Origin of the sequence: Skermanella stibiiresistens SB22 (assembly GCF_000576635.1) — a bacterium.
Classification (GTDB): Bacteria; Pseudomonadota; Alphaproteobacteria; order Azospirillales; family Azospirillaceae; genus Skermanella; species Skermanella stibiiresistens.
Genome location: NZ_AVFL01000012.1, coordinates 24,327 through 45,480, shown reverse-complemented (window position 1 = coordinate 45,480; position 21,154 = coordinate 24,327). Strand labels below are relative to the sequence as shown.

The following is a 21,154-nucleotide window of genomic DNA, read 5'->3' as shown; positions in this document are numbered from 1 at the left end:
TCCCTTCCCTCAGCCGGCCTGCTTCACTCTCATGTACCACTCGACCAGCCGGCGGACCTGACGTTCCGTGTAGCTCCGATCCATCATACGCTCGACGAAGTCGGAATGCTTCTTCTCGGTGTCGCTGTCCTTCTTGCTGCCGAAACTGATCACCGGCAGCAAATCCTCCACCTGGCTGAACATGCGCCGCTCGATCACCTCACGGATCTTCTCATAGGAATTCCATGACGGGTTCCGTCCGGCGTTGTTCGCCCGCGCGCGCAGCGCGAACTTCACGACCTCGTTCCGGAAGTCCTTGGGATTGGCGATGCCCGCGGGCTTCTCGATCTTGGTCAACTCCTGGTTCAGCAGATCGCGGTTCATCAGCTGACCGGTGTCGGGATCCTTGAAATCCTGGTCCTCGATCCAGGCGTCCGCATAATCGACATAGCGGTCGAACATGTTCTGGCCATAGTCGTGGTAGGATTCCAGGTAGGCTTTTTGGATTTCGTTGCCGATGAACTCGGCGTAGCGCGGCGCCAGTTCACCCTTGATGAACTCCATGTAGCGTTTCTCGGTGTCCTCCGGGAACTGCTCGCGCTTGATCGACTGCTCGAGCACATACATCAGGTGGACCGGATCGGCCGAGATCTCGGTGTTGTCATAGTTGAAGGTCGCCGCCAGCACCTTGAAGGCGAAGCGGGTGGAGATACCCTCCATACCCTCGTCGACACCGCCGGCGTCGCGATACTCCTGCATCGACCGGGCCTTGGGATCGGTCTCCTTCAGGGTCTCGCCGTCATAGATCCGCATCTTCGAATAGAGGCTCGAATTCTCGTGTTCGCGCAGGCGCGACAGGACCGAGAAGCGGGCCATCATCTGAAGCGTGGCCGGGGCGCAGGGGGCCGTCGCCAGATCGCTCGACTGGATCAGCTTGTCGTAGATGCTCTGCTCCTCGGTCACCCGCAGGCAGTAAGGCACCTTGATCACGCAGATACGGTCGATGAAGGCTTCGTTGTTCTTGTTGTTCTTGAACGCCTGCCACTCCGCCTCGTTGGAGTGGGCCAGGATGATGCCTTGGAATGGCATGGCGCCGATGTTCTCGGTGCCGACATAGTTGCCTTCCTGCGTCGCCGTCAGCAGCGGGTGCAGCATCTTGATCGGCGCCTTGAACATCTCGACGAACTCGAGGATGCCCTGGGTCGCGCGGTTGAGGCCGCCGGAGAAGCTGTAGGCGTCGGGGTCGTTCTGGCTGAACATCTCCAGCTTGCGGATGTCGACCTTGCCGACCAAGCTGGAGATATCCTGGTTGTTCTCGTCACCCGGTTCGGTCTTCGACACGCCGACCTGACGCAGCTTGGACGGCATCAGCCGGACGACGCGGAACTTGGAGATGTCGCCACCGAACTCGTCCAGCCGCTTGACCGCCCAGGGGCTCATCAAGCCGGTCAGGCGCCGGCGCGGAATGCCGAACTTGTCCTCGAGCACCGGGCCCATCTGGTCCGGATCGAACAGGCCAAGCGGGCTTTCGAACAGCGGACTGATCTCCTTGCCGGCCTTCAGCGCGTAGATCGGCCGGTTTTCCATCAGCGATTTCAGGCGCTCCGCCAGCGACGACTTGCCGCCGCCGACTGGACCCAGCAGGTAGAGGATCTGCTTCCGCTCCTCTAGACCCTGTGCGGCATGCCGGAAGAAGCCGACGATGCGCTCGATCGTCTCCTCCATGCCGTAGAAGTCATTGAAGGCGGGATACACCTTGATGGTGCGGTTCATGAAGATCCGTCCGAGGCGCGGATCCTTGGCGGTGTCGACCACCTCCGCCTCTCCGATCGACGCCAGCAGCCGCTCCGCGGCGGTGGCGTAGATCAGCGGATCGGCCTTGCATGCCTCGAGATATTCGACGAGGGTCATCTCGACTTCTTTGCGACCCTCGTAGTTCTGACTGTACCGTGAAAACAGGTCGTCGGCCGGGAACATCGGTCACTCCTCTGTGTAAGGGTTTCCATTGATCCTGCGGCGCTCGACTGGCTTCATACGTCCACTTCTCCGCCAGGTGCGCCGCAAGCAACGAAAGTCGTCAGTCCTCCGCGCCTGTCCATCAGGTTGCCCTGTTCTATATCGTTACTTTTCCGGCGAAGACAATCGCCGTCACCATAACGATATAGCGTAGACCTCGCGCGGTTCACGTTCAGCAAATATATATAGCTAGTCTCGAAGAGATTTCTAACGTCATGCCGAAATTGCATGCGCCGGCTGGATTGCCACCGGGTCGAACCGGCTTTACGGGAGAACGATATGTCAGCCACCCTGCCCCAATCATACTCGAAGTGTCGCCTTGGAGTTTGGCTATTCGAAGGCGACACCATCGACGGCCGCACGGAGAATACCGCACCGCGATGATTTGAAGCAGCCCCGTCGGTGCCGTTAACGGCACCGAACCACCAGGGTGTGTGTCCCTCAGGCGAAACCAACCGCGGCCGGAACGGCGAACCCTCGACGCGGCGGTCGGACTGAACGGTCCGGCCGGAGCCTTGATGGTCTGCGGTTCGTAGCTTCAAGCCGTTCCCCTTCCAGACACCGTGATGGTTAACATCGGTACGTTAAGCGGCGTTTCGTTAACAAGGAGTTTCAAACACAAGCGGGCGTTCGAGCAAGAGCGGATGTGATCGATCCTCTCCCACGTCGTGGAATGTTCGGTTCGGCGCCCCGGCATCCGGTCGTCCGGACACATCGGCGCGTCACCCTCCCCCCGATTTTTTCAGCCAGTCAACGCGGGAGCGGCGCCGTCTGACGAGCGCCTTGAAGCAGTATCTCCGCATGCATTGTGATTTATCAAACACACCCAAGCTGTACTCGTTCCGACCCTCGTCCCATCCGAAACCGTCGGAAATGACGATTCTCGCGGATCATCGACACCGACTCGATAGACCTCTTGGGCACCCCCGTTCGAGAGGGTGCAACCCAATCGCCACTCCGCCTGTTGCAATTATAAGACAGGAGAACGAAAATGAACAAGCCAGCCGTCGACCCGCGCCCCGACCCCGTTTCGGAACCACCGGAAACGGAGCGCAACCCGTCCGATGACGATCAAACCGGGATCATTCCGGGCAAGATCCCGGGCTCGCCGACCGATCCCTCCGACCCGCGGTTCCCCGGCAGCCAGCCCGATCTCGCCTGAGCGGGAACGGCGACCCGGGGGAAAATCAGCGCCGGCGTGGATCCATCTGCACGATCACACCCTCGTGTCCCCGAACCTCTAACGATGTCCCGACGTCCTTCGACGCCCCTCCGCGATCCATGAAAGTGGACAGCCGGACACGCCCATCAGCGAAGATATCGGGCAAGGCGACCCGCGCGGGGGTGGCTCCGAAGTTCAGGACGATGGCGAAACGGTTTCCCCCGTGAATACGCTGGTAGGCCAGCACATCCCCTTCCGCGGAAATGGCCTCGAACGCCCCTTCGGATAGGGCGTCCTCGCCCCGGCGCAACGCGATCAGGTTGCGGCACAGGGTTAGCATGGAGGTTTCGTCATCCGTCTCGGCCTCGACGTTGATCCGCTCGACATCGTCGCCGATCGGCAACCAGGGCTCGCCGGAGGTGAAACCGGCGTTGGCCGACGCGTCCCACCGCATGGGCGTGCGCTCGGGATCGCGGCCCAGGCCTTTGCCGGGCACGTTTCGCTCGAAGGGATCCTGAACCTGATCGGACCGGATATGGACGTTCTCCATGCCCAGTTCGTCCCCGTAATAAAGCGTCGGAGTGCCGCGCAGGGTCAGCAGCAGCATGGCCGCGACCCGTGCCTGGGCGGAGCCTACCCGGCTGGCGATCCGCGGCTTGTCATGGTTGCCCAGGACCCAATTGGGCCAGCCGCCGGGTGGCAGGGCAGCCTCGTAGTCCCGGATCATGCGGTCGACGGTCCGCGCGTGCCACGGTGCGTCGATCAGTTGGAAGTTGAACGGCATATGGGCGCCGGTCAGGTCGACGCCGTAATAGGCCATCAGCCGTTCCAGCGGCAGGTAGATCTCCCCGATCAGGACGCGGTCGTCGAACTCGTCGACCACCTGGCGCATCTCGCGGACAACCTCGTGGACCTCCGGCCGGTCCGCCGTATGGACGGGGACGAGCTGGTGGAACGGATCCATGCCCGCGACCCAGCCGGGAGAAACCGGGTTGTCGCGGAACTCGTCGTCCTTGATCAAGTGCCAGATCACGTCGACGCGGAAGCCGTCGACGCCCCGCGCCATCCAGTGGCGCAGCGCGTCGTACATGGCCTCGCGGACGGCGGGGTTGCGCCAGTTCAGGTCCGGCTGCTCCCTCAGGAAAGCGTGGTAGTAGTACTGACCCGTTCCGGCGTCGAACTCCCAGGCGCTGCCGCCGAAATTGCTGAGCCAGTTGTTCGGCGGTCCGCCGTCCGGGGCCGGGTCGCGCCAAATGTACCAATCGCGCCGGGCCGAGTCCCTCGACCGTCGGGCCTCCTGGAACCAGGGGTGCTGGTCCGATGTGTGGTTCGGCACGAAGTCCAGGATCAGCTTCAACCCGCGCTGATGGACTTGCGCGACAAGCGTGTCGAACTGCTCGTTGGTGCCGAAGATCGGATGGATCCCGGTGAAGTCGGACACGTCGTAACCGAAATCGGCCATCGGCGACGGGTAGATAGGGGATAGCCAGATCGCGTCGACCCCAAGCCATGCCAGATAGTCGAGCCGCTCCATGACACCCGGCAAATCACCGACGCCATCACCGTTACTGTCCCGGAACGACCGGGGATAGATCTGATAGATGACGCCGTGCCGCCACCAACTCTTGCTCGAATTGTCCATGACCTCGAGGACCCTCGCCGAAACCAACCCTGCCGTCGGTAGAACGCACGCCTTGGCCAAACGGGTCCAGCGAAATCACCCTCAATGAACCATCGTCCCCTCGGGAACGGTCGCGCCATCGGGCAGGTCGCGCGGTGGCAGCGTCAATCCGCGTTCGGCGAAGGCGTCCGCGAAGCGCATGGCGCCCAGCACCAGGGACCGCGGGTCCACCGTTCCCGACAGTGTCCTCGCGGCCGTCCAGGCCAGCGCGCTCTCGTTCCTCTGGCACGCCCCGAGCAGAACCAGCAGAAGCGCCTCGTCGTCACCGACGCAGGGACAGCAGGGCTGGTGATGGGTGATGGTACGGCGAGAGGTCCGGCGCAGCGCCTCGATCATTTCCGCCATCGCCGCCGAAGCCTCCCGCGCCGCCCGTTCGCCGCAACGCCGCCGCAACCCGCGCCAGACGGTGTCCCATTGCTCCGGCGCCTGGTGGCGCACACCCAGCACCCAGCGGCGGAACGTCCAAACCGCCAGGGTCTCGGGATCTTCCTGGTCCGGAATGATATCGTGATCCGCTGTGCCGGCCGCCGATCGAACGAGCATCTGATTCGCCAACGATCATCTCCCTGAAAGTGATAGTCACTCGCAACCATGGTCATTTGTAAACCTCTTGAGAGTCGTTCGCAACACTTGTCGCGAGGGAGGGTGCGACGGAATGGCACAAGCCCGGTTCCAACCCGGAAATCCGACCGACCGTTAACGGTACATTCGCGATCGTGACAAAGAATGTTTATTACAAGTCAAAAGCAACTATCCGTCCAGGGAGCGGCGATGTTCAGCAATATGTCCGTGAGGCGAAAGATCCTCCTGATCGTGGCGGCCGGCCTCGTCGGGATGCTGACCGTCGCTCTCCTCGCCCTCCTCACCCTTAGAAGCCAGATGTTCACCGAACGGCAGGCCCAGACCCGCCATCTGGTCGAGGTCGCCTCAACCCTGGTCGACCACTTCGCCAGGCTGGAGGCGGCGGGAACGCTGACGCGGGAGGCCGCGCAGGCGGCCGCCCTCGCCGGAGTCACGGCGCTCCGCTACGCCGACGGTGAATACTTCTTCGTCCTGGATCCGACGGGCACGGTGATCGCCCATGGCATCAGCCCGCAGCTGGTTGGCAAGAACCTGCGGGAGACCAAGGACGCGGCCGGTTTCGCCTTCGTCGGCGAGATGACCCGGCTGGCGATGGCGGAGGGCTCGGCCGTCGTCCAATACGTCTGGCCCAAAGGCGGCACGGGCACACCGCAGCCGAAGATCGGCTATGCCGGCCTGTACAAGCCCTGGAAATGGGTGATCGGCTCCGGCATCTACGTGGACGACGTCGACGCCGCCTTCGCGCGGATCGGGCTGGAATTGACCGTGATCTGTCTGGCGCTCCTGGCGGTCCAGGCCATGATCGCCTGGGCGCTGGGCCGCGCGATCATCCGGCCGATCCCGGTGATGCAAGGCCTGATATCAGCCGCCCGGGCGGGCGACCTGTCGCGTGTCGCCGAAGTCGACAGCGGCGACGAGATCGGGGTCATGGCCAAGGACTTCAACCACTTGGTGGAAAGCCTGCGCGGCAGCATGGGCGAGGTCAGCGAGGCCAGCGCCTCGGTGTCGGCGGCGTCGGTCGAGTTGAGCGCGTCGTCGGTCGAGATGAGCCGCAACGCCGAGACCATGAACGATCACGCCGATGACATCAGCCGCGCCATGGGAAGCGTGGTCGCGGCGGTCGGTGATCTGTCATCCATCGCCGAGCGGCTGGCCACCAGCGCCGACGGGGTCGCCGCCGCGTCGGAGGAGATGACCGCCTCCATCGCGGAGGTGGCGAGGCACGCCTCCGCCAGCTCCGATGTCGCCCACAAGGCGTCGACGGCCGCCGATCAGGCGCGCGCGACCCTGCGCGGCGCGGAACAGGCCATCACCACGGCGGTCGGGACGATCCGGCAGCTGTCGCAGAACAGCGCCGAGATCGGACAGGTCATCAAGGTCATCTCCGACATCGCCAGTCAGACCAATCTCCTGGCGCTGAACGCGACGATCGAGGCGGCGCGCGCGGGAGAGGCCGGCAAGGGCTTCGCCGTGGTCGCCACCGAGGTCAAGAACCTCGCCACCCAGAGCGCCAAGGCGGCAGAGGAGATCACGACCCGGATAACCACGACCCAGGAACAGACGGAGCAGTCCGTCACCTCGATCGATCTGGTCGCGGGCGCCATGTCGCATGTCGCGGGATCGATCGCGGCGATCCACGACGTGATCGCGGAGATCGACCGGATCGCGGGCTCGATCGCCGCCGAGGTCGATCAGCAAAGCGCCACCACGACCGAGATCGGCCGCAATGTCGGCCAAGTGGCGAGTTCGGCCAAGGCGGTGGCGACCGACACCAGCCAGACGGCGGACGAGGCTCGGCGGGTCAGCGAGTCGGTGCAGGTCATGGTCGGCATCGCCCAGAACACGGCGGCCGGCGCCACCGAGACATCTAGCGCCGCGGGAGAGTTGAGCCGGCTGGCCAACCATCTCGATCAACTCGTCGGGCGCTATAAACTGAGCGCGTGACGGGACGGCCATCCGGCCGACCGCGACACCCGCTCTGGCCCGCGGCGAAGTGTCCGGCTATGGTCTTCCTTTCGACGACCAAAGACAGGAAGGAACGAGAACCATGGCGGGAACCATCGCCGCGCGCCTGAAGGAACTGGGCATCGATCTGCCCAACCTACCGGCTCCGGCCGGGGCTTACGTGCCCTACACGCTGTCCGGCAACATCCTGTTCGTATCTGGCCAGATACCCATGCGGGACGGCGCCTTGTCGCACAAAGGCAAGGTCGGCGCCGATCTGTCCATCGAGGACGGCCACGCCTGCGCCCGCGTTTGCGCCCTCAACATCCTGGCCCAAGTGGCCGCGGCCTGCGGCGGCGATCTGGACCGGGTGTCGCGTTGCCTGAAGCTGGGCGGCTTCGTCAACTGCGGCCCCGACTTCAACGATCATCCCAAGGTGATCAACGGCGCGTCGGAGCTGATGATCGAAGTCTTCGGCGATGCCGGCAAGCACGCCCGGTTCGCGGTCGGCGCCCCGTCGCTGCCGCTCGGTTCGGCGGTCGAGGTCGAGGCGGTGTTCGAGCTCAAGTAAGCTGCTCGCGCCGCGATCTTGGGCAAGCGGCTCGCGCCGCGATCTTGGGCAAGCGGCTCGCGCCGCGGTCTTGGGCAAGCGGCTTGCGCCGCGGCGCGAAACGTCTAATTCTGTGTGCATGCCAGACGGAAATGACACCATCACGGTCAAGGTGATGCCCGGTATCGGCGCGATTGACGCCGCCGCTTGGGATGCCTGTGCCGGCGCGGAGAACCCGTTCCTCAACCACGCCTTCCTCAAGGCCCTCGAGGACAGCGGGTCCTGCCGCGCCGCGACCGGCTGGCAGCCCCAGCACCTCGTGCTCGAAGGGCCGGAGGGCGTCGCCTGGGGAGCGGTGCCGCTTTACCTGAAAAGCCATTCCTATGGCGAATACGTGTTCGATCACGCCTGGGCCAACGCCTATGAGCGCGCGGGCGGCAGCTACTATCCCAAGCTCCAGGCGGCCGTCCCGTTCACTCCGGTGACCGGGCCCCGCCTGCTCCTCCACCCCGAGGCGCCCGAGGGAGTGGCCGCCGCGCTGATCTCCGCGATGGAGCAACTGGCGGACCGCCATCAGGTCTCCTCGATCCATGTCACATTCCCCACCGAGTCGGACTGGCTGCGCTTCGGCGAGGCTGGCTGGCTCCAGCGCGTCGGCCAGCAGTATCACTGGGAGAACAAGGGTTACGGGGGCTTCGACGACTTCCTGGGCGAGCTGAATTCCCGAAAGCGCAAGTCGATCCGCAAGGAACGGCGCGAGGTGGCGGAAAGCGGCGTTAAAATCCATACCCTGACCGGCCCGGACCTGCGCCAGGAGCATTGGGACGCCTTTTACAAGTTCTACATGGACACCAGCGACCGCAAGTGGGGCAGCGCCTATCTCAATCGCAAGTTCTTCCGCCAGCTTGGCGAGACCATGGCGGATCGGGTCGTCCTGATGCTGGTCGAGGATGGCGGCGAATGGGTCGCCGGCGCGCTCAACCTGCTCGGCACCGACACGCTGTATGGCCGAAACTGGGGGTGCGTCGCCACCTACAAGCACCTGCACTTCGAGACCTGCTATTATCGCGCCATCGATTTCGCGATCGAACGCGGGTTGAAGCGCGTCGAGGCCGGCGCCCAAGGCCAGCACAAGATCCAGCGCGGCTATCTGCCGACACGGACCTTCAGCTCGCACTGGATCCGTGATCCGGGTTTTCGGACCGCGATCGACGACTATCTCAAACGCGAGCGGCCCGCCGTCGAGAACGAGATCGAGATCCTCATGCAGGATAGCCCCTTCCGGAGGGAAGACGACTGCGGCTGAGCTAGACGCTCCATCGCCGCGACACGGCACCCGCGTCGGACTCCACCAGCGGCCGGCGTTCCGGCGGTGCGGCACCATCGACCCGAAGTCCGAACAGGGTTTCGACCAAAGGATCGCTCCCGCCGGAAACCTTGACTTGGCCGCGCGCCGCGACATGGGGATGGGCCGCGACCTCCGTCAGGTCGGCCACGACTTCGAAGCAGCAGTCGATCTCCGCGAACGCGTCCGTCCAATGACCCAGCGGATATGCCGCGATCGTGGCGGCGACCTCGCCGATCAGTTCATCCTGCGGCATCGGTTCGAACTGGCGCGTGATCCAATCCGGCCGCCCCATCGTGCCGCAGAAGGCCGCCCAGAACTTTTCCTCGATGGCCCCCAAGCTGACGAAGCGGCCATCCGACGCGCGGTAGATCTGATAGCAGGCGGCGCCGCCGGTCAGCAAGTCCCCGGCCGGCCGTGGAGTCGCTCCCCGGTTGGCGAGGGTGAGCGGCCAGGACTGCCAGCCCAGCACGGTTTCCATCAGGCTGATGTCGAGATAGGCACCCTGCCCCGTCCGCTCCCGGCGAAACAGCGCCGCCGACACCGCCGCGACCGTCTGGACGGCCGACGCGTGATCGGCGACCGGGGGATGGGCCATCACCGGCATGCCGGTCACGCCGGACGAGGCCAACCCTCCCCCCAGCGCCATGTAGTTGAGATCGTGTCCGGCGCGGAGGCGATACGGCCCATCCTGTCCCCAGCCGGAGAGCGCCACATGGATCAGCCCCGGGTTCAGCGACGCCAGCTTCGATCGCGGCAATCCAAGCTTGTCGAGCGTTCCTGGACGATAACTCTCGATCAGGACGTCCGCGCCGCCCACCAGACGCTCGAACGCGTTCCGGTCCTCCACCGTTTTCAGGTCCAGGCGGATGACGGTCTTGCCCGCGTTGACCAGTTTGTAGCCGGGAGCGAGACCGTCGCCGTCCACACCGCCGAGCCGCCGCATCGGATCGCCCGCCGGAGGCTCCACCTTGACGACATCGGCACCCATGTCCGCCAGCATCTGGGCGGCGAAGGGACCGGGAAGGTACTGACTCAGGTCGAGAACGCGGATACCCGCCAGCAAACCGTCGGCACCCGTGGCGTTCGCCATCAAGGGGCGGTGCCGAACTTCAGCAGGCCGGGAGCCTTGTCGATGATCTCTTCCAGGATCGCCTCCGCCGTATCGAGATCGTTGGCCAAGCCCGTGCTCAACCGGCTGACATAGTCGGGGCGGCGCAATTTCTCGCGCGCCTCGTATAGGCTGTGCAGTTCCGCGATGAAGATCTCCCGGGCCCCCAGCGGCAGGATGGTGTTGGCCGACAGGACGAAGAAGAACTTCATGCTGGCCTTGATCAGCAGGGCCAGCATCAGGATATCCATCCGTTCGAATTCGGTCTTGAGGTCATCCGCCCTACCGTCGGCGATGTGCTTCAGGCGGCCCTCGATCAGGATGCATAGAGCCTTGAACTCGCCAACCTTCTCGCGGAAATGCCGGTATGCCACGAAACTGTTGTTGGCGGCCTCGCGCTGCGCCTCGGCCGCCAGCTTCCCAGCTTCGCGGGCCTGTCGTTCCAGCGCGTGCAGGAGACCTTCGACTTCGCTGCGCTTGTAGGTGCGTTGTACCAAGGGACCACATCCGACCAGTAACGGGTATCCGTCCTATAGCACGGCACGAAAAAACCGTCATGTGGCATGATGATCCACAAAAAGAACGGGGCTCCGAAGAGCCCCGTCCGTCACCAACACGACTTGTCAGTCCACCATCTCGGGGACCTTCTCCTCTTCGTGATCCGTCGGCGGCGGATCCGGATAGGTGAAGATCAGCTTATCATCCGCGACCGACACCTTGACGGTGCCGCCCTTGGCGAGCTTGCCGAACAGCAGTTCCTCGGCGAGCGGCTTCTTGATGTTCTCCTGGATCACGCGGCCCAGCGGCCTCGCGCCATAGAGCGGGTCGTAGCCCTTCTTGCCAAGCCATTCGCGGGCGGCGTCGGTCAGGTCGATCGTCACGCCGCGGTCGGTGAGCTGCGCCTCCAACTGGATGACGAACTTGTCGACCACCTGGCCGATGACCTCCTGCGACAGCGCCGAGAACGGGATGATCGCGTCGAGTCGGTTGCGGAACTCCGGAGTGAACATGCGGTTGATCGCCTCCATGTCCTCCCCGACGCGCGCCGCCCGCTCGAACCCGATCGCCGGCTTGGCCATGTCGGAGGCGCCCGCGTTCGTGGTCATGATCAGGATCACGTTGCGGAAGTCGACCGTCTTGCCGTTGTGGTCGGTCAGCTTGCCGTGGTCCATCACCTGCAGCAAGATGTTGAACAGATCCGGATGGGCCTTTTCGATCTCGTCGAGCAGCAGGACCGCGTGCGGATGCTGGTCGATCGCGTCGGTCAGCAATCCACCCTGGTCGAACCCGACATATCCGGGAGGGGCGCCGATCAGACGCGACACCGTATGCCGCTCCATATACTCCGACATGTCGAAACGGATCAGCTCGATGCCCAGGGTGAGGCTGAGCTGACGGGCCGCCTCGGTCTTGCCGACGCCGGTCGGACCGCTGAACAGATAGTTGCCGATCGGCTTCTCCGGATCGCGCAGGCCCGCGCGGGCCAGCTTGATCGCCGATGACAACGCCTCGATCGCCTTGTCCTGACCGAACACCATGGTGCGCAGGTCGCGTTCCAGGTTCAGCAGGACCTCGCGGTCGTCGCGCGACACGCTCTTCGGCGGGATGCGGGCGATCTTTGCGACCACCGCCTCGACATCCTTGACCGAGATGGTCTTCTTGCGCCGCGACTCGGGAACCAGCATCTGGGCGGCGCCGACCTCGTCGATGATGTCGATCGCCTTGTCCGGCAGCTTGCGGTCGCTGATGTAGCGCGCCGACAACTCCACCGCCGAGCGGATCGCCTCGTTCGTATACCGAATCCGGTGATACTTCTCGTAGTAGGGCTTCAGGCCACGCAGGATCTTGACCGCATCCTCGATCGAGGGTTCCGCGACGTCGATCTTCTGGAAGCGCCGGACCAGGGCCCGGTCCTTCTCGAAGTAGTTGCGGTATTCCTTGTAGGTGGTCGACCCGACGCACCGCAGGGCGCCGCTCGCGAGAGCGGGCTTCAGCAGGTTCGACGCGTCCATGGCGCCACCCGAAGTCGCACCGGCTCCGATCACGGTATGGATCTCGTCGATGAACAGGATGGAGCCTTCCAGCGCCTCCAGCTCCGACAACACCGCTTTCAGCCTTTCCTCGAAATCGCCGCGGTACCGGGTCCCGGCCAGCAACGATCCCATGTCGAGCGAGAAGATGGTCGCGTTCTCCAGGACATCCGGCACTTCACCGTGAACGATACGGCGTGCGAGGCCCTCGGCGATGGCGGTCTTGCCGACACCGGGGTCACCCACATACAGCGGGTTGTTCTTGGAGCGGCGGCACAGGATCTGGATGGTCCGTTCGACCTCCTGCTCCCGTCCGATCAGCGGATCGATCTTTCCGCTGGCCGCCTTCTTGTTAAGGTTGACGCAATATGCCTCGAGAGCTTCAGTGCCTTTCTTCACGACCTTCTCCGCCGCAGCGTCGTCGTCAGCTCCCGATACCCGCTTCGTCTCGTTGCGGCCCGGCGCCTTCGCGATCCCGTGAGAGATGTAGTTCACCGCGTCGAACCGCGTCATCTCCTGCTCTTGCAGGTAATAGACCGCATGGCTCTCGCGTTCAGAGAACAGCGCCACCAGCACATTCGCTCCCGTCACTTCCTCGCGGCCGGAACTTTGTACGTGGATCGCCGCCCTTTGGAGCACCCGCTGGAAGCCGGCGGTCGGCTTCGCGTCCTCGGGACGGTTGGTGATCAGGTTGGATAGTTCGTTGTCGAGATACTCGCCAAGCTCCGAGCGTAGCTTGTCGAGGTTGACGCCGCATGCCCTCAGGACGGCTACCGCGTCCTGATCCTCCGTAAGTGCCAGTAGCAAATGCTCAAGCGTGGCGTATTCGTGGCGGCGCTCGTTGGCGTAGGCTAAGGCTCGGTGCAGCGATTGCTCGAGATTACGCGAGAGCATGCCGGGCTAATCCTTCTCCAGAGTGCATTGCAAAGGATGCTGGTGTTGGCGTGCGAAGTCCATCACCTGGGTGACCTTCGTTTCGGCTACCTCGTATGTGAAGACCCCGCATATCCCAACGCCACGCCGATGCACGTGCATCATGATGCGCGTCGCTTCTTCGCGGTTCTTGCTGAAGAAACGCTCCAACACCAGAACAACGAACTCCATTGGAGTGTAGTCGTCGTTCAGCATCAGAACCTTGTACATTGAGGGCTTTTTCGTTTTGGGCTTGGCCTTGACGACCACTCCCGTCACGGACCCCTCGTCCCCGTGCTTGTCGCTGTCGGCCATGGGCAATATAAGCAATCATCGCGATGGACATCCTCCGACAATCATATGAGATTTCCGGAGGCGCTTGGAAGAGGCGTCTTGCGCCAAAGTCGCTTCTGGGACCGCTATTCCAAAGAATTGTTTTGGACGACCCATTCTCGCGCAACAATCGACATGCCGGACGGCTCCAAACGGCAACGGCCCGGCGGTCCAAATGACCGCCGGGCCGTCAGGATCGGCTGGCGAGGCGCGACGCGGGGTTTCCCCAGCGACACCTCATCCCGCCCCGCCTCAGGCGGCCAGCGGCTTGGACAGCTTTTCCATGGTCGCGTTCAGACGGGCGTTGATCGGTTTGAACGCCTCGTTGGCGACCTTGACCGACAGCTCGGACACCTTGGCGGTCTCGGCCAGCGCGCTGTCGAGTTGCGCCTTGGTGAAGCTGGACTGCAGATCGACCAGATCGCGGACGGTCTTGACACCCAGGACCGCCTTGCTGGCGGCGGCGCCGCTCTCCAGCGAGGACTGCGAATACGCCAGGGCGCGCTTGCCCAACTCCTCGAAGCCCTTCGCCAGGACGGTGCCGGCCTGGACCATCGCGTCGACATTGGCCTTGCTGAACGAGGTGTAGTCCTCGACGCTTTTGGTGAACTGGGCGGTGGCCTTCTCGACCTGCTGCTTGGAGGCGGTGGCGAACTGCGCGTAATTCGGAGTGGTGGCCATGTGAACTTCCTTCCGGTTGGTCGCCGCCACCAACTCCGTCGGAGGGTCGCGGCAGGTTTTCCCGCAGGGACTTGCCAGAGGCCGCCCCCACCTTCATGCTGCAGTGCAGCAATGCCCTTACTATAGGCATTTCCGGAGGCGCGTCAACGTTTATTGTGCAGTGCACAATAATTTTGAGCCGCCCGCCACTGGCCGGGGTGGCGCGCTTTAACAGGGTATTGACCAAAAAGGGCCGATGGTGCGCGCCTGGCGGGGTGCCGCGCTTGTGGCCGCCTCGCCAGCATGACAGAATGTGTCGCCTTTTCGCCTTTGGATTTACCGGAAATGACCTATTGCCTCGGCATCAAGACACGCGATGGGCTGATCGGCCTGTCCGACGGCCGCATCACCAGCGGCTCGCAACTGTCGGCGGCCCGCAAGGTCACGATCATGGGATCGGGATCTCACCGCTTCTTCATCATGAACTCGGGCTTGCGCAGCGTCCGTGACAAGACGCTGGCGTATCTCCGCCGCGACATGGCGAAGCGTCCGACCGAGAGCTTCGCCAGCATGCTCGACGCGGTCGGCGCCTTCACCAAGTGCCTGCGGCAGGTGGCGGAGGAGGACAAGGAGGCCTTGGAGGACAGCAAGCTGACCTTTAATCTGCACGCCATCATCGGCGGCCGCCTGTCCGACGACCGCGAGCCGACCATGTTCCTGGTCTATCCCGAAGGCAACTGGATCGAAGTCGACGAGCGCACGCCCTATCTCTCGATCGGGGCCACCGCCTATGGCAAGCCGATCCTGGACCGGGCGCTGCGCTACGACACTTCGATGCAGACGGCGTTGAAGCTGGCCTACCTGTCGTTCGACTCGACCCGCTTCAGCTCGGCGGATGTCGGGTTCCCGATCGACATGGTGGCGATGACCAACAGCGACAGCCAGTGGCGTCAGGCCCAATTCGATTACGACGATCTGGTGGATCAGCGTCAGTGGTGGAACCGCAACCTGACCGATCTGGCCCAGCGCATGCCCGATGGCCCGTGGATCGAGACGCTGCTTCCCTCGGCCCAGCCGTCACTGGCGGTGGTCGGCCGCGACGACGTCAAATAGTCCGTCAGGAACAACTCAACGCGTCAGCCGGCCCCCGATGCTCTCGAACCTCTCGGAGGGGTTCGAGAAGGCCGTCAGGAAGTAGGCTCCGTCATGGCAGCCGCTGGCCAACCAGAACACGCCATCGGACCGCAGGTGGAAGCCGTCCAGCGGCGCGTCGAACACGCCGCTGTCGCTGAGGCCGCGGATCAGCCACTGGAACTGCTCGGCCGACAGGATCAGGCGGGACGGCCCACTCCCACCCCCCTCCAGTGCATCCTCGGGATGCTGGCGGGACAGGTCGGCGGCGGCGATCTCGCGCGCCTCGACCACGGCGCCTCCCGAGCCTCCTTGACCTCCCTCCCCGTCACCCTGGCCGTGGACCTCGTAGGTCCTGAGCTGGCCGAGTGGCTTGGCGTTGTGGATCAGCCGGTAGCGGTCGGGTCCATCCGCCGAGCATTGCGCCCGCAGATCCTCGCCATTGACGTAGCTGAACCACGTGAGTTTCCCGGCCCCGACATCCCCGGCGGATCCGCCGAACGAGGCACAACCGGACAATAAAAGAACCGCCATGGCGGCTGGACCGAACGATATCAGGCGCATTCAATCAATATACCATCATCACATTCAGACGACGAGATAAGCGACGGACAATCTTCCGGTGCGCCATTGCCTCATCCGTTCGGGAATGACTTGCCGCCACCGCCAATACCCACTCTTAACGAATGGGTGGTAGACATTGATTCAGCACGAACTTACGATCCCGCCAAAGTCTTGTTCAAAAGGTGTGTCGAGGGCTCCGCCGTGTCTCATCCGCCCCGCCGACCGGGTTTGGTCGCCGCCGTCTTACTGATCCTCTCGCTCGTCGTGACGGGTCCGGCGTTCGCCCAGTCGAAATACGCGTCAATCGTGATCGACGCCGGCACCGGCGAGGTCCTCTACCGCGCCAACGCCGACGATCCCAAATACCCCGCGTCCCTCACCAAGATGATGACGCTCTACCTGACCTTCGAGGCGCTGGAGAAGAAGCGGATCAAGCTGGGGCAGAGCCTGACCGTGTCACGGAAGGCGGCGTCCCAGCCGCCGACCAAGCTGAACCTCAAGGCGGGTCAGCGGATCAAGGTCGAGCACGCCATCCTCGGGCTGGTGACCAAGTCGGCCAACGACGCCGCCATGGTCCTGGCCGAAGGCATCGGTGGGTCCGAAGGCCGTTTCGCCACCATGATGAACCAGAAGGCCCGCCGCCTCGGCATGGCGCGCACCCAATACCGAAATCCATCGGGACTGCCGGATGAGCGGCAGGTTTCCACCGCGCGCGACGTCGCCACGCTGGCGACGGCGCTGATCCGCGACTTCCCCAAATACTACCCGTATTTCAGTCGCGCCAGCTTCACCTATCGCGGCATCGAGTACCCCAACCATAACCGGCTGATGGCGAGTTATGACGGCATGGACGGGCTGAAGACCGGCTACATCCGCGCGTCCGGCTTCAATCTCGCCGCCTCGGCGGTACGACAGGGACGGCGGCTGATCGCCGTGGTCATGGGCGGTGACACGCCGGCTTGGCGCGACGCCCACCTCGCGGAACTGCTGGACCAGGGATTCGCCACCCCGCGCACGCCAAAAGCGCGGGCGGCACCGCTGATGGCGTCGCTCCGCGCGCCGGCCACGCCGAACCGCAAGCCCGACTACGTCGATGCTTCCGCGGTGGAGGTCGCCAGCCTGGAGGAGGTGGTGGACAGTTCCGACCTCGCGACCCTGGCCGCGACCGTGACCGCCTCATCGGATGTGAGCACCGACACCGCTCTGGGATTGCCCACCGACAAGCCCGCCTCTGGGCCCGCCGCCAAGTCCGCGGTTGGTCCATGGGGCATCCAGGTTGGGGCGTTCGGCGACGCCGCGGCGGGCCGCAGGGCGCTCGATTCCGTCAGTCGACGGCTTCCTTCCCTACTGGCCTCGGCCAACCCGCAGATGATCCCGGTCACCACGGGAGGCGGCCGGCTGTTCCGCGCCCGCCTGATGGGCTTGGACGAGGCGACCGCCAGAAGCGTCTGCGCCAGCCTGACGCGGGCCGGCGAGGACTGCATCATGATCGGACCGCAAGGTCTCTGAGGGACGTCCGGGCGCTATTCCACGTCCACGGCGAGGATGGCACCGCGCGACGCCATCAGGTAGAGGCCGACATGGTGCGACTCCGCCTGGGGGTGCGCCGCCGTCTCGGGAAGGCCCAGGTCGCGAGCGACGGACCTCGGCAAGTCATAGGTGGCGCAGGCCGGCTCGTAGACGACCACGTCCTCTAGACCACCCGCCATGCCGTGGTTCCTTGCGGACAGAAGCGTCAGCACGAAGTCCATGACGCAGATGTCGGTGCAGATCCCGACCACCAGCACAGCCTTCAACTCGTTGGCCTTGATCCAGTCCAGCACCCGGTTTCGTCCGTCCGGCTCGATGGCGCCGATGAATCCGTTGATGCAGTCCTTGCGGATCAGCGTGGCGTTGGCGGCACCCTCCAGCCACTCCAGCTCGGCCACCAGGTTTTCCTGGCCGGTGCCGATCTCGCAATGGGGCGGATAGGGCGGTTCTGCCTTGCCGGGAATGTGGGTGTCGAGGAACGCCAGCACCGGCCATTCGGCCGCCTCGAACCGGCGGGCCAGATGCACGGTTTCCGCGATCATCTGGTCGACCTGTGGGTTGGTCGTGGCGGGAGCGAGGGGCCCACAGCCGACCGTGCAGAAGCCATGGACCTCGTCGACGATGACCAGACCCGTCGGTCTGGATGCCGGATCGAAGCGGCTGAGGGCTATGGGAAATGTTTGTTGAACGACATCCAGCGCGGTGTCGCGGACCAGGGTATCAGGCATCTCGCATCCCCATGTTCGTCATGCCGGATCACTGTGAACACGCCGAACAGGGGACGCAAGCGCGGGAAGTCCGATCGAGCCCGCGAACCGGCCTCAGAAGTCGGAGGGCGCTGAAATGCCGCTGGCGCTCAGCTGCTCGACCAGCAGCGCCTTCAGCCGTTCCAATCCCTCGGGGCTGAACGCCTCGCAGCGGGCGACCAGAACGTCCTGGGTGTTGGACGCGCGCAGCAGCCACCAGCCGTCCTCGGTGTTGACCCGGACGCCGTCGATGTCGTTGACCTTGGCGCCGCTCGCCGCCAGCCTGGCCTTGACCTCCTTGACGACGGCGAACTTCCGTTCCTCGTCGGCTTGGAAACGCACTTCCGGCGTGTTGAACACCTCCGGCAGCACGTCGCGCAGTTCGGCCAGGGTCTTGTCGGACTTGCCGACCAGCGACACCAGCCGAACGCCGCAATAGAGCGCGTCGTCGAAGCCGTACCACTTGTCGGCGAAGAAGATATGGCCGCTCATCTCGCCCGCCAGCGGTGAGTTGGTCTCGGCCATCTTGGCCTTCAGCAGCGAGTGGCCGGTCTTCCACATCAGCGGCTTGCCGCCCAGGCGCTCGATCTCGTCGAACAGGGTCTGGCTGGCCTTGACGTCGGCGATGATGGTACCGCCGGGATGGGTCTTGAGGACCTCCGAGGCGTAGATCGCGACGAGCTGATCGCCCCAGACGATCCGGCCACCGGCATCCACCGCGCCGATCCGGTCGCCGTCGCCGTCGAAGGCGATGCCGATGTCGCACTTGTTCTCGGCCACGGCCTTCTGCAGATCCACCAGGTTCTCCGGCATGGTCGGGTCCGGATGGTGATTCGGGAAGTTGCCGTCGATGTCCTCGAACAGCAGGATGTGCTTGCCCGGTAGCTTGGCGGTCAGCCGCTTCAGGATCTCGCCGGCGGCACCATTGCCCGCGTCCCACGCGACGCTCAGTTCCTTGACGCCGTCGTAGTCCTTCAGCAGGCGCTCGACATAGACGTCCTGGATGTCGATCTTCTCGGACGCGCCCTTGCCGACGGCGTAGTCACCCTTGGCGGCGATCTCGCCGATCTCCAGGATGGCGGGTCCGTAGACCGGAGCCTTGCCCAGCATCATCTTGAAGCCGTTGTAGTCCGGCGGATTGTGCGAGCCGGTGATCATCACGCCGGCCGACGCGCCGCGGTCGCGCGTCGCGAAGTACAGCATGCCGGTCGGTCCCAGGCCGATCCGCTCGACGTGGAGGCCGGTCGAGACCAAGCCCTCGACCAAGGCCGCCTCCAGTTCCACCGAGCTGAGGCGGCCGTCATAGCCGACGCAGACGCGGTCGCCACCGCCCCTCACCACCATGGTGCCGAAGCCGCGCCCGATGGCGCGGGCGTCGGCGGCGGTCAGGGTCTTGCCAATGATGCCCCGGATATCGTACTCGCGCAGCACGGTGCCGTGGAACTTATGCGTTTCAGTCATGACTCGAGGACCTTCTCGCGCAGATCGCGATTGCTGATGCGGAAACGCGAGGGGCGCCCAACGCAGGTATAGGCGAACCCGGCCATCTCCATGTCATCCGGATTGTAGACGTTGCGTAGGTCTACCATAACCGGAGTTTTCATCAACTCCCGCACGCGCTTCAGGTCTAGCACGCGAAACTCGTTCCACTCCGTAAGGAGTGCTATCGCCGAGGCACCCTCGAGGGTCTCGTAGGCGTCGCCGCACCAGACGACGCCTGGCAGCAGCTTCTCGGCCTCGTGGCGACCGGCGGGATCGAAGGCGCGGATGATCGCTCCCTTCTCCTGCAAGGCCGGGATGATGTCCAGCGACGGACTGTCGCGCATGTCGTCGGTGTTCGGCTTGAAGGTCACGCCGAGAACCGCGATCGACTTGCCATCGACGTCGCCACCGCAAGCCTCGATGATCCGGTCGGCCATCGACCGCTTCCGCTTGGTGTTGATGTCCACCACCGTCTCGACGATGCGGAGCGGCGAACCGTAATCCTGGGCGGTGCGGACCAGCGCCAGCGTGTCCTTCGGGAAGCAGGAGCCGCCGTAACCCGGGCCCGGGTGCAGGAACTTCTTGCCGATGCGGCCATCCAGGCCGATGCCCTTGGCGACGTCATGGACGTCGGCGCCGACTTTCTCGCACAGATCGGCGATCTCGTTGATGAAGGTGATCTTGGTCGCCAGGAAGGTGTTGGCCGCGTACTTGATCAGCTCTGCGGTCTCGAGGCTGGTCATGACGATCGGCGTCTCGATCAGGTACAGCGGCCGGTACAGGGCGCGCATGACGGCGCGGGCGCGGTCGCTGTCGGTCCCGATCACGACCCGGTCGGGCCGGAGGAAGTCGCCGATCGCCGAGCCTTCGCGCAGGAATTCCGGGTTGGAGGCGACGCCGAAATCAACGTCGGGCCGGGTTTTGCGGATGATGCGCGCGACCTCGCGGCCGGTGCCGACCGGCACCGTCGACTTGGTGACGACCACCGTGTAGTCGTTCATGCCGCGCGCGATCTCCTCGGCGGCGGCATAGACATAGCTGAGATCGGCGTGACCGTCGCCGCGCCGGGACGGCGTGCCGACCGCGATGAACACCGCGTCGGCGTCGGCGACGGAAGCCGCCAAGTCCAGGCTGAACGACAGGCGGCCGGCCTTGACGTTCTTCGCGACCAGATCCTCGAGACCGGGCTCATAGATCGGGATTTCGCCGCGGTTGAGGCGATCGATCTTGCTGGCGTCCTTGTCGACGCACACGACATTGACGCCGAACTCCGAAAAACAGGCGCCTGAAACCAGGCCGACGTAGCCTGTTCCGATCATCGCTATGCGCATGGGCCATGCCCTCTCATGTAATGGGATCGCTGGTCGAAAGACGGGCCGGTTCCCCGGCCCGCTTG

General features: G+C 64.3%; 18 protein-coding genes. 6 read left to right on the top strand and 12 right to left on the bottom strand.

Going from position 1 to position 21,154, the window contains the following annotated elements:
- Positions 1 to 9: 9 nt before the first annotated feature.
- Positions 10 to 1,956, bottom strand: a complete 1,947-nt coding sequence (locus N825_RS17025) for a PrkA family serine protein kinase (protein WP_037454431.1) — start codon at positions 1,954 to 1,956, stop codon at positions 10 to 12.
- 1,030 nt (positions 1,957 to 2,986) lie between these two features.
- Between N825_RS17025 and N825_RS38955 the strand changes: the two genes are divergently transcribed.
- The gene (locus N825_RS38955; RefSeq protein WP_157619313.1) at positions 2,987 to 3,157 is read left to right on the top strand and encodes a hypothetical protein; all 171 of its coding nucleotides are present in this window, start codon (positions 2,987 to 2,989) and stop codon (positions 3,155 to 3,157) included.
- A 25-nt stretch (positions 3,158 to 3,182) separates the two neighbouring features.
- Here N825_RS38955 and N825_RS17020 read toward each other — a convergent pair whose 3' ends face one another.
- Together N825_RS17020 and N825_RS17015 are read right to left on the bottom strand one after the other, a co-directional pair.
- Positions 3,183 to 4,799: an alpha-amylase family glycosyl hydrolase gene (locus N825_RS17020; RefSeq protein WP_037454428.1), complete on the bottom strand. Its 1,617-nt coding sequence runs from the start codon at positions 4,797 to 4,799 to the stop codon at positions 3,183 to 3,185.
- Positions 4,800 to 4,880: 81 nt separating this feature from the next.
- On the bottom strand, positions 4,881 to 5,393 hold the full coding sequence (locus tag N825_RS17015) for a hypothetical protein (protein ID WP_211098399.1): 513 nt from the start codon (positions 5,391 to 5,393) through the stop codon (positions 4,881 to 4,883).
- 216 nt (positions 5,394 to 5,609) lie between these two features.
- Here N825_RS17015 and N825_RS36600 point away from each other — a divergent pair, with 216 nt between their 5' ends.
- From N825_RS36600 to N825_RS17000, 3 genes are all read left to right on the top strand, one after another.
- Entirely contained in the window at positions 5,610 to 7,364 is a 1,755-nt protein-coding gene (locus tag N825_RS36600) for a methyl-accepting chemotaxis protein (protein WP_051512489.1), read from the top strand.
- A 103-nt stretch (positions 7,365 to 7,467) separates the two neighbouring features.
- Positions 7,468 to 7,935 (top strand): RidA family protein, encoded by a 468-nt coding sequence (locus N825_RS17005; protein WP_037454421.1) that lies wholly within the window; start codon positions 7,468 to 7,470, stop codon positions 7,933 to 7,935.
- Between the two features lie 118 nt (positions 7,936 to 8,053).
- A complete protein-coding gene (locus tag N825_RS17000) occupies positions 8,054 to 9,220 on the top strand; it encodes a GNAT family N-acetyltransferase (RefSeq protein WP_037454419.1) in 1,167 nt (388 codons plus the stop codon).
- Position 9,221: 1 nt separating this feature from the next.
- Here the strand turns inward: N825_RS17000 and N825_RS16995 are convergent, their stop codons facing one another.
- From N825_RS16995 to N825_RS16975, 5 genes are all read right to left on the bottom strand, one after another.
- Positions 9,222 to 10,352 carry a CaiB/BaiF CoA transferase family protein gene (locus N825_RS16995; RefSeq protein WP_037454416.1) on the bottom strand — a complete coding sequence of 377 codons (1,131 nt, stop codon included), beginning with the start codon at positions 10,350 to 10,352 and terminating at the stop codon, positions 9,222 to 9,224.
- Positions 10,352 to 10,867 carry a hypothetical protein gene (locus N825_RS16990; protein WP_037454413.1) on the bottom strand — a complete coding sequence of 172 codons (516 nt, stop codon included), beginning with the start codon at positions 10,865 to 10,867 and terminating at the stop codon, positions 10,352 to 10,354. The genes N825_RS16995 and N825_RS16990 overlap by 1 nt, the downstream gene beginning before the upstream one ends.
- Positions 10,868 to 10,993: 126 nt before the next feature.
- Entirely contained in the window at positions 10,994 to 13,294 is a 2,301-nt protein-coding gene (clpA, locus tag N825_RS16985; RefSeq protein ID WP_037454410.1) for an ATP-dependent Clp protease ATP-binding subunit ClpA, read from the bottom strand.
- 6 nt (positions 13,295 to 13,300) lie between these two features.
- Entirely contained in the window at positions 13,301 to 13,627 is a 327-nt protein-coding gene (clpS, locus tag N825_RS16980) for an ATP-dependent Clp protease adapter ClpS (protein WP_037454407.1), read from the bottom strand.
- Between the two features lie 270 nt (positions 13,628 to 13,897).
- Positions 13,898 to 14,326, bottom strand: coding sequence for a phasin family protein (locus N825_RS16975; protein ID WP_051512488.1), 429 nt, complete (start codon positions 14,324 to 14,326; stop codon positions 13,898 to 13,900).
- Between the two features lie 324 nt (positions 14,327 to 14,650).
- On the opposite strand from N825_RS16975, the gene N825_RS16970 reads away from it, so the two are divergent.
- On the top strand, positions 14,651 to 15,418 hold the full coding sequence (locus N825_RS16970; protein WP_037454404.1) for a proteasome-type protease: 768 nt from the start codon (positions 14,651 to 14,653) through the stop codon (positions 15,416 to 15,418).
- A gap of 15 nt (positions 15,419 to 15,433) precedes the next feature.
- Here N825_RS16970 and N825_RS16965 read toward each other — a convergent pair whose 3' ends face one another.
- A complete protein-coding gene (locus N825_RS16965; RefSeq protein WP_051512487.1) occupies positions 15,434 to 16,000 on the bottom strand; it encodes a hypothetical protein in 567 nt (188 codons plus the stop codon).
- 201 nt (positions 16,001 to 16,201) lie between these two features.
- On the opposite strand from N825_RS16965, the gene N825_RS16960 reads away from it, so the two are divergent.
- Positions 16,202 to 17,509, top strand: a complete 1,308-nt coding sequence (locus N825_RS16960; RefSeq protein WP_084164812.1) for a D-alanyl-D-alanine carboxypeptidase family protein — start codon at positions 16,202 to 16,204, stop codon at positions 17,507 to 17,509.
- Positions 17,510 to 17,523: 14 nt separating this feature from the next.
- Here N825_RS16960 and N825_RS16955 read toward each other — a convergent pair whose 3' ends face one another.
- From N825_RS16955 to N825_RS16945, 3 genes are all read right to left on the bottom strand, one after another.
- Positions 17,524 to 18,258, bottom strand: a complete 735-nt coding sequence (locus N825_RS16955) for an isochorismatase family protein (RefSeq protein ID WP_037454399.1) — start codon at positions 18,256 to 18,258, stop codon at positions 17,524 to 17,526.
- Between the two features lie 93 nt (positions 18,259 to 18,351).
- Entirely contained in the window at positions 18,352 to 19,737 is a 1,386-nt protein-coding gene (gene pgmG / locus N825_RS16950) for a phosphoglucomutase/phosphomannomutase PgmG (RefSeq protein WP_037454396.1), read from the bottom strand.
- On the bottom strand, positions 19,734 to 21,089 hold the full coding sequence (locus N825_RS16945; protein WP_037454393.1) for a UDP-glucose dehydrogenase family protein: 1,356 nt from the start codon (positions 21,087 to 21,089) through the stop codon (positions 19,734 to 19,736). The genes pgmG and N825_RS16945 overlap by 4 nt, the downstream gene beginning before the upstream one ends.
- Positions 21,090 to 21,154 lie beyond the last annotated feature (65 nt).

Coding starts and splice junctions, on each gene's coding strand:
- N825_RS17025 (WP_037454431.1), bottom strand. CDS start 1,956: ATGTTCCCGGCCGACGACCTGTTTTCACGGTACAGTCAGAACTACGAG.
- N825_RS17020 (WP_037454428.1), bottom strand. CDS start 4,799: ATGGACAATTCGAGCAAGAGTTGGTGGCGGCACGGCGTCATCTATCAG.
- clpA (WP_037454410.1), bottom strand. CDS start 13,294: ATGCTCTCGCGTAATCTCGAGCAATCGCTGCACCGAGCCTTAGCCTAC.
- clpS (WP_037454407.1), bottom strand. CDS start 13,627: ATGGCCGACAGCGACAAGCACGGGGACGAGGGGTCCGTGACGGGAGTG.
- N825_RS16995 (WP_037454416.1), bottom strand. CDS start 10,352: ATGGCGAACGCCACGGGTGCCGACGGTTTGCTGGCGGGTATCCGCGTT.
- N825_RS36600 (WP_051512489.1), top strand. CDS start 5,610: ATGTTCAGCAATATGTCCGTGAGGCGAAAGATCCTCCTGATCGTGGCG.
- N825_RS17005 (WP_037454421.1), top strand. CDS start 7,468: ATGGCGGGAACCATCGCCGCGCGCCTGAAGGAACTGGGCATCGATCTG.
- N825_RS38955 (WP_157619313.1), top strand. CDS start 2,987: ATGAACAAGCCAGCCGTCGACCCGCGCCCCGACCCCGTTTCGGAACCA.
- N825_RS16975 (WP_051512488.1), bottom strand. CDS start 14,326: ATGGCCACCACTCCGAATTACGCGCAGTTCGCCACCGCCTCCAAGCAG.
- N825_RS16970 (WP_037454404.1), top strand. CDS start 14,651: ATGACCTATTGCCTCGGCATCAAGACACGCGATGGGCTGATCGGCCTG.
- N825_RS17000 (WP_037454419.1), top strand. CDS start 8,054: ATGCCAGACGGAAATGACACCATCACGGTCAAGGTGATGCCCGGTATC.
- N825_RS16945 (WP_037454393.1), bottom strand. CDS start 21,089: ATGCGCATAGCGATGATCGGAACAGGCTACGTCGGCCTGGTTTCAGGC.
- N825_RS16965 (WP_051512487.1), bottom strand. CDS start 16,000: ATGCGCCTGATATCGTTCGGTCCAGCCGCCATGGCGGTTCTTTTATTG.
- N825_RS16955 (WP_037454399.1), bottom strand. CDS start 18,258: ATGCCTGATACCCTGGTCCGCGACACCGCGCTGGATGTCGTTCAACAA.
- pgmG (WP_037454396.1), bottom strand. CDS start 19,737: ATGACTGAAACGCATAAGTTCCACGGCACCGTGCTGCGCGAGTACGAT.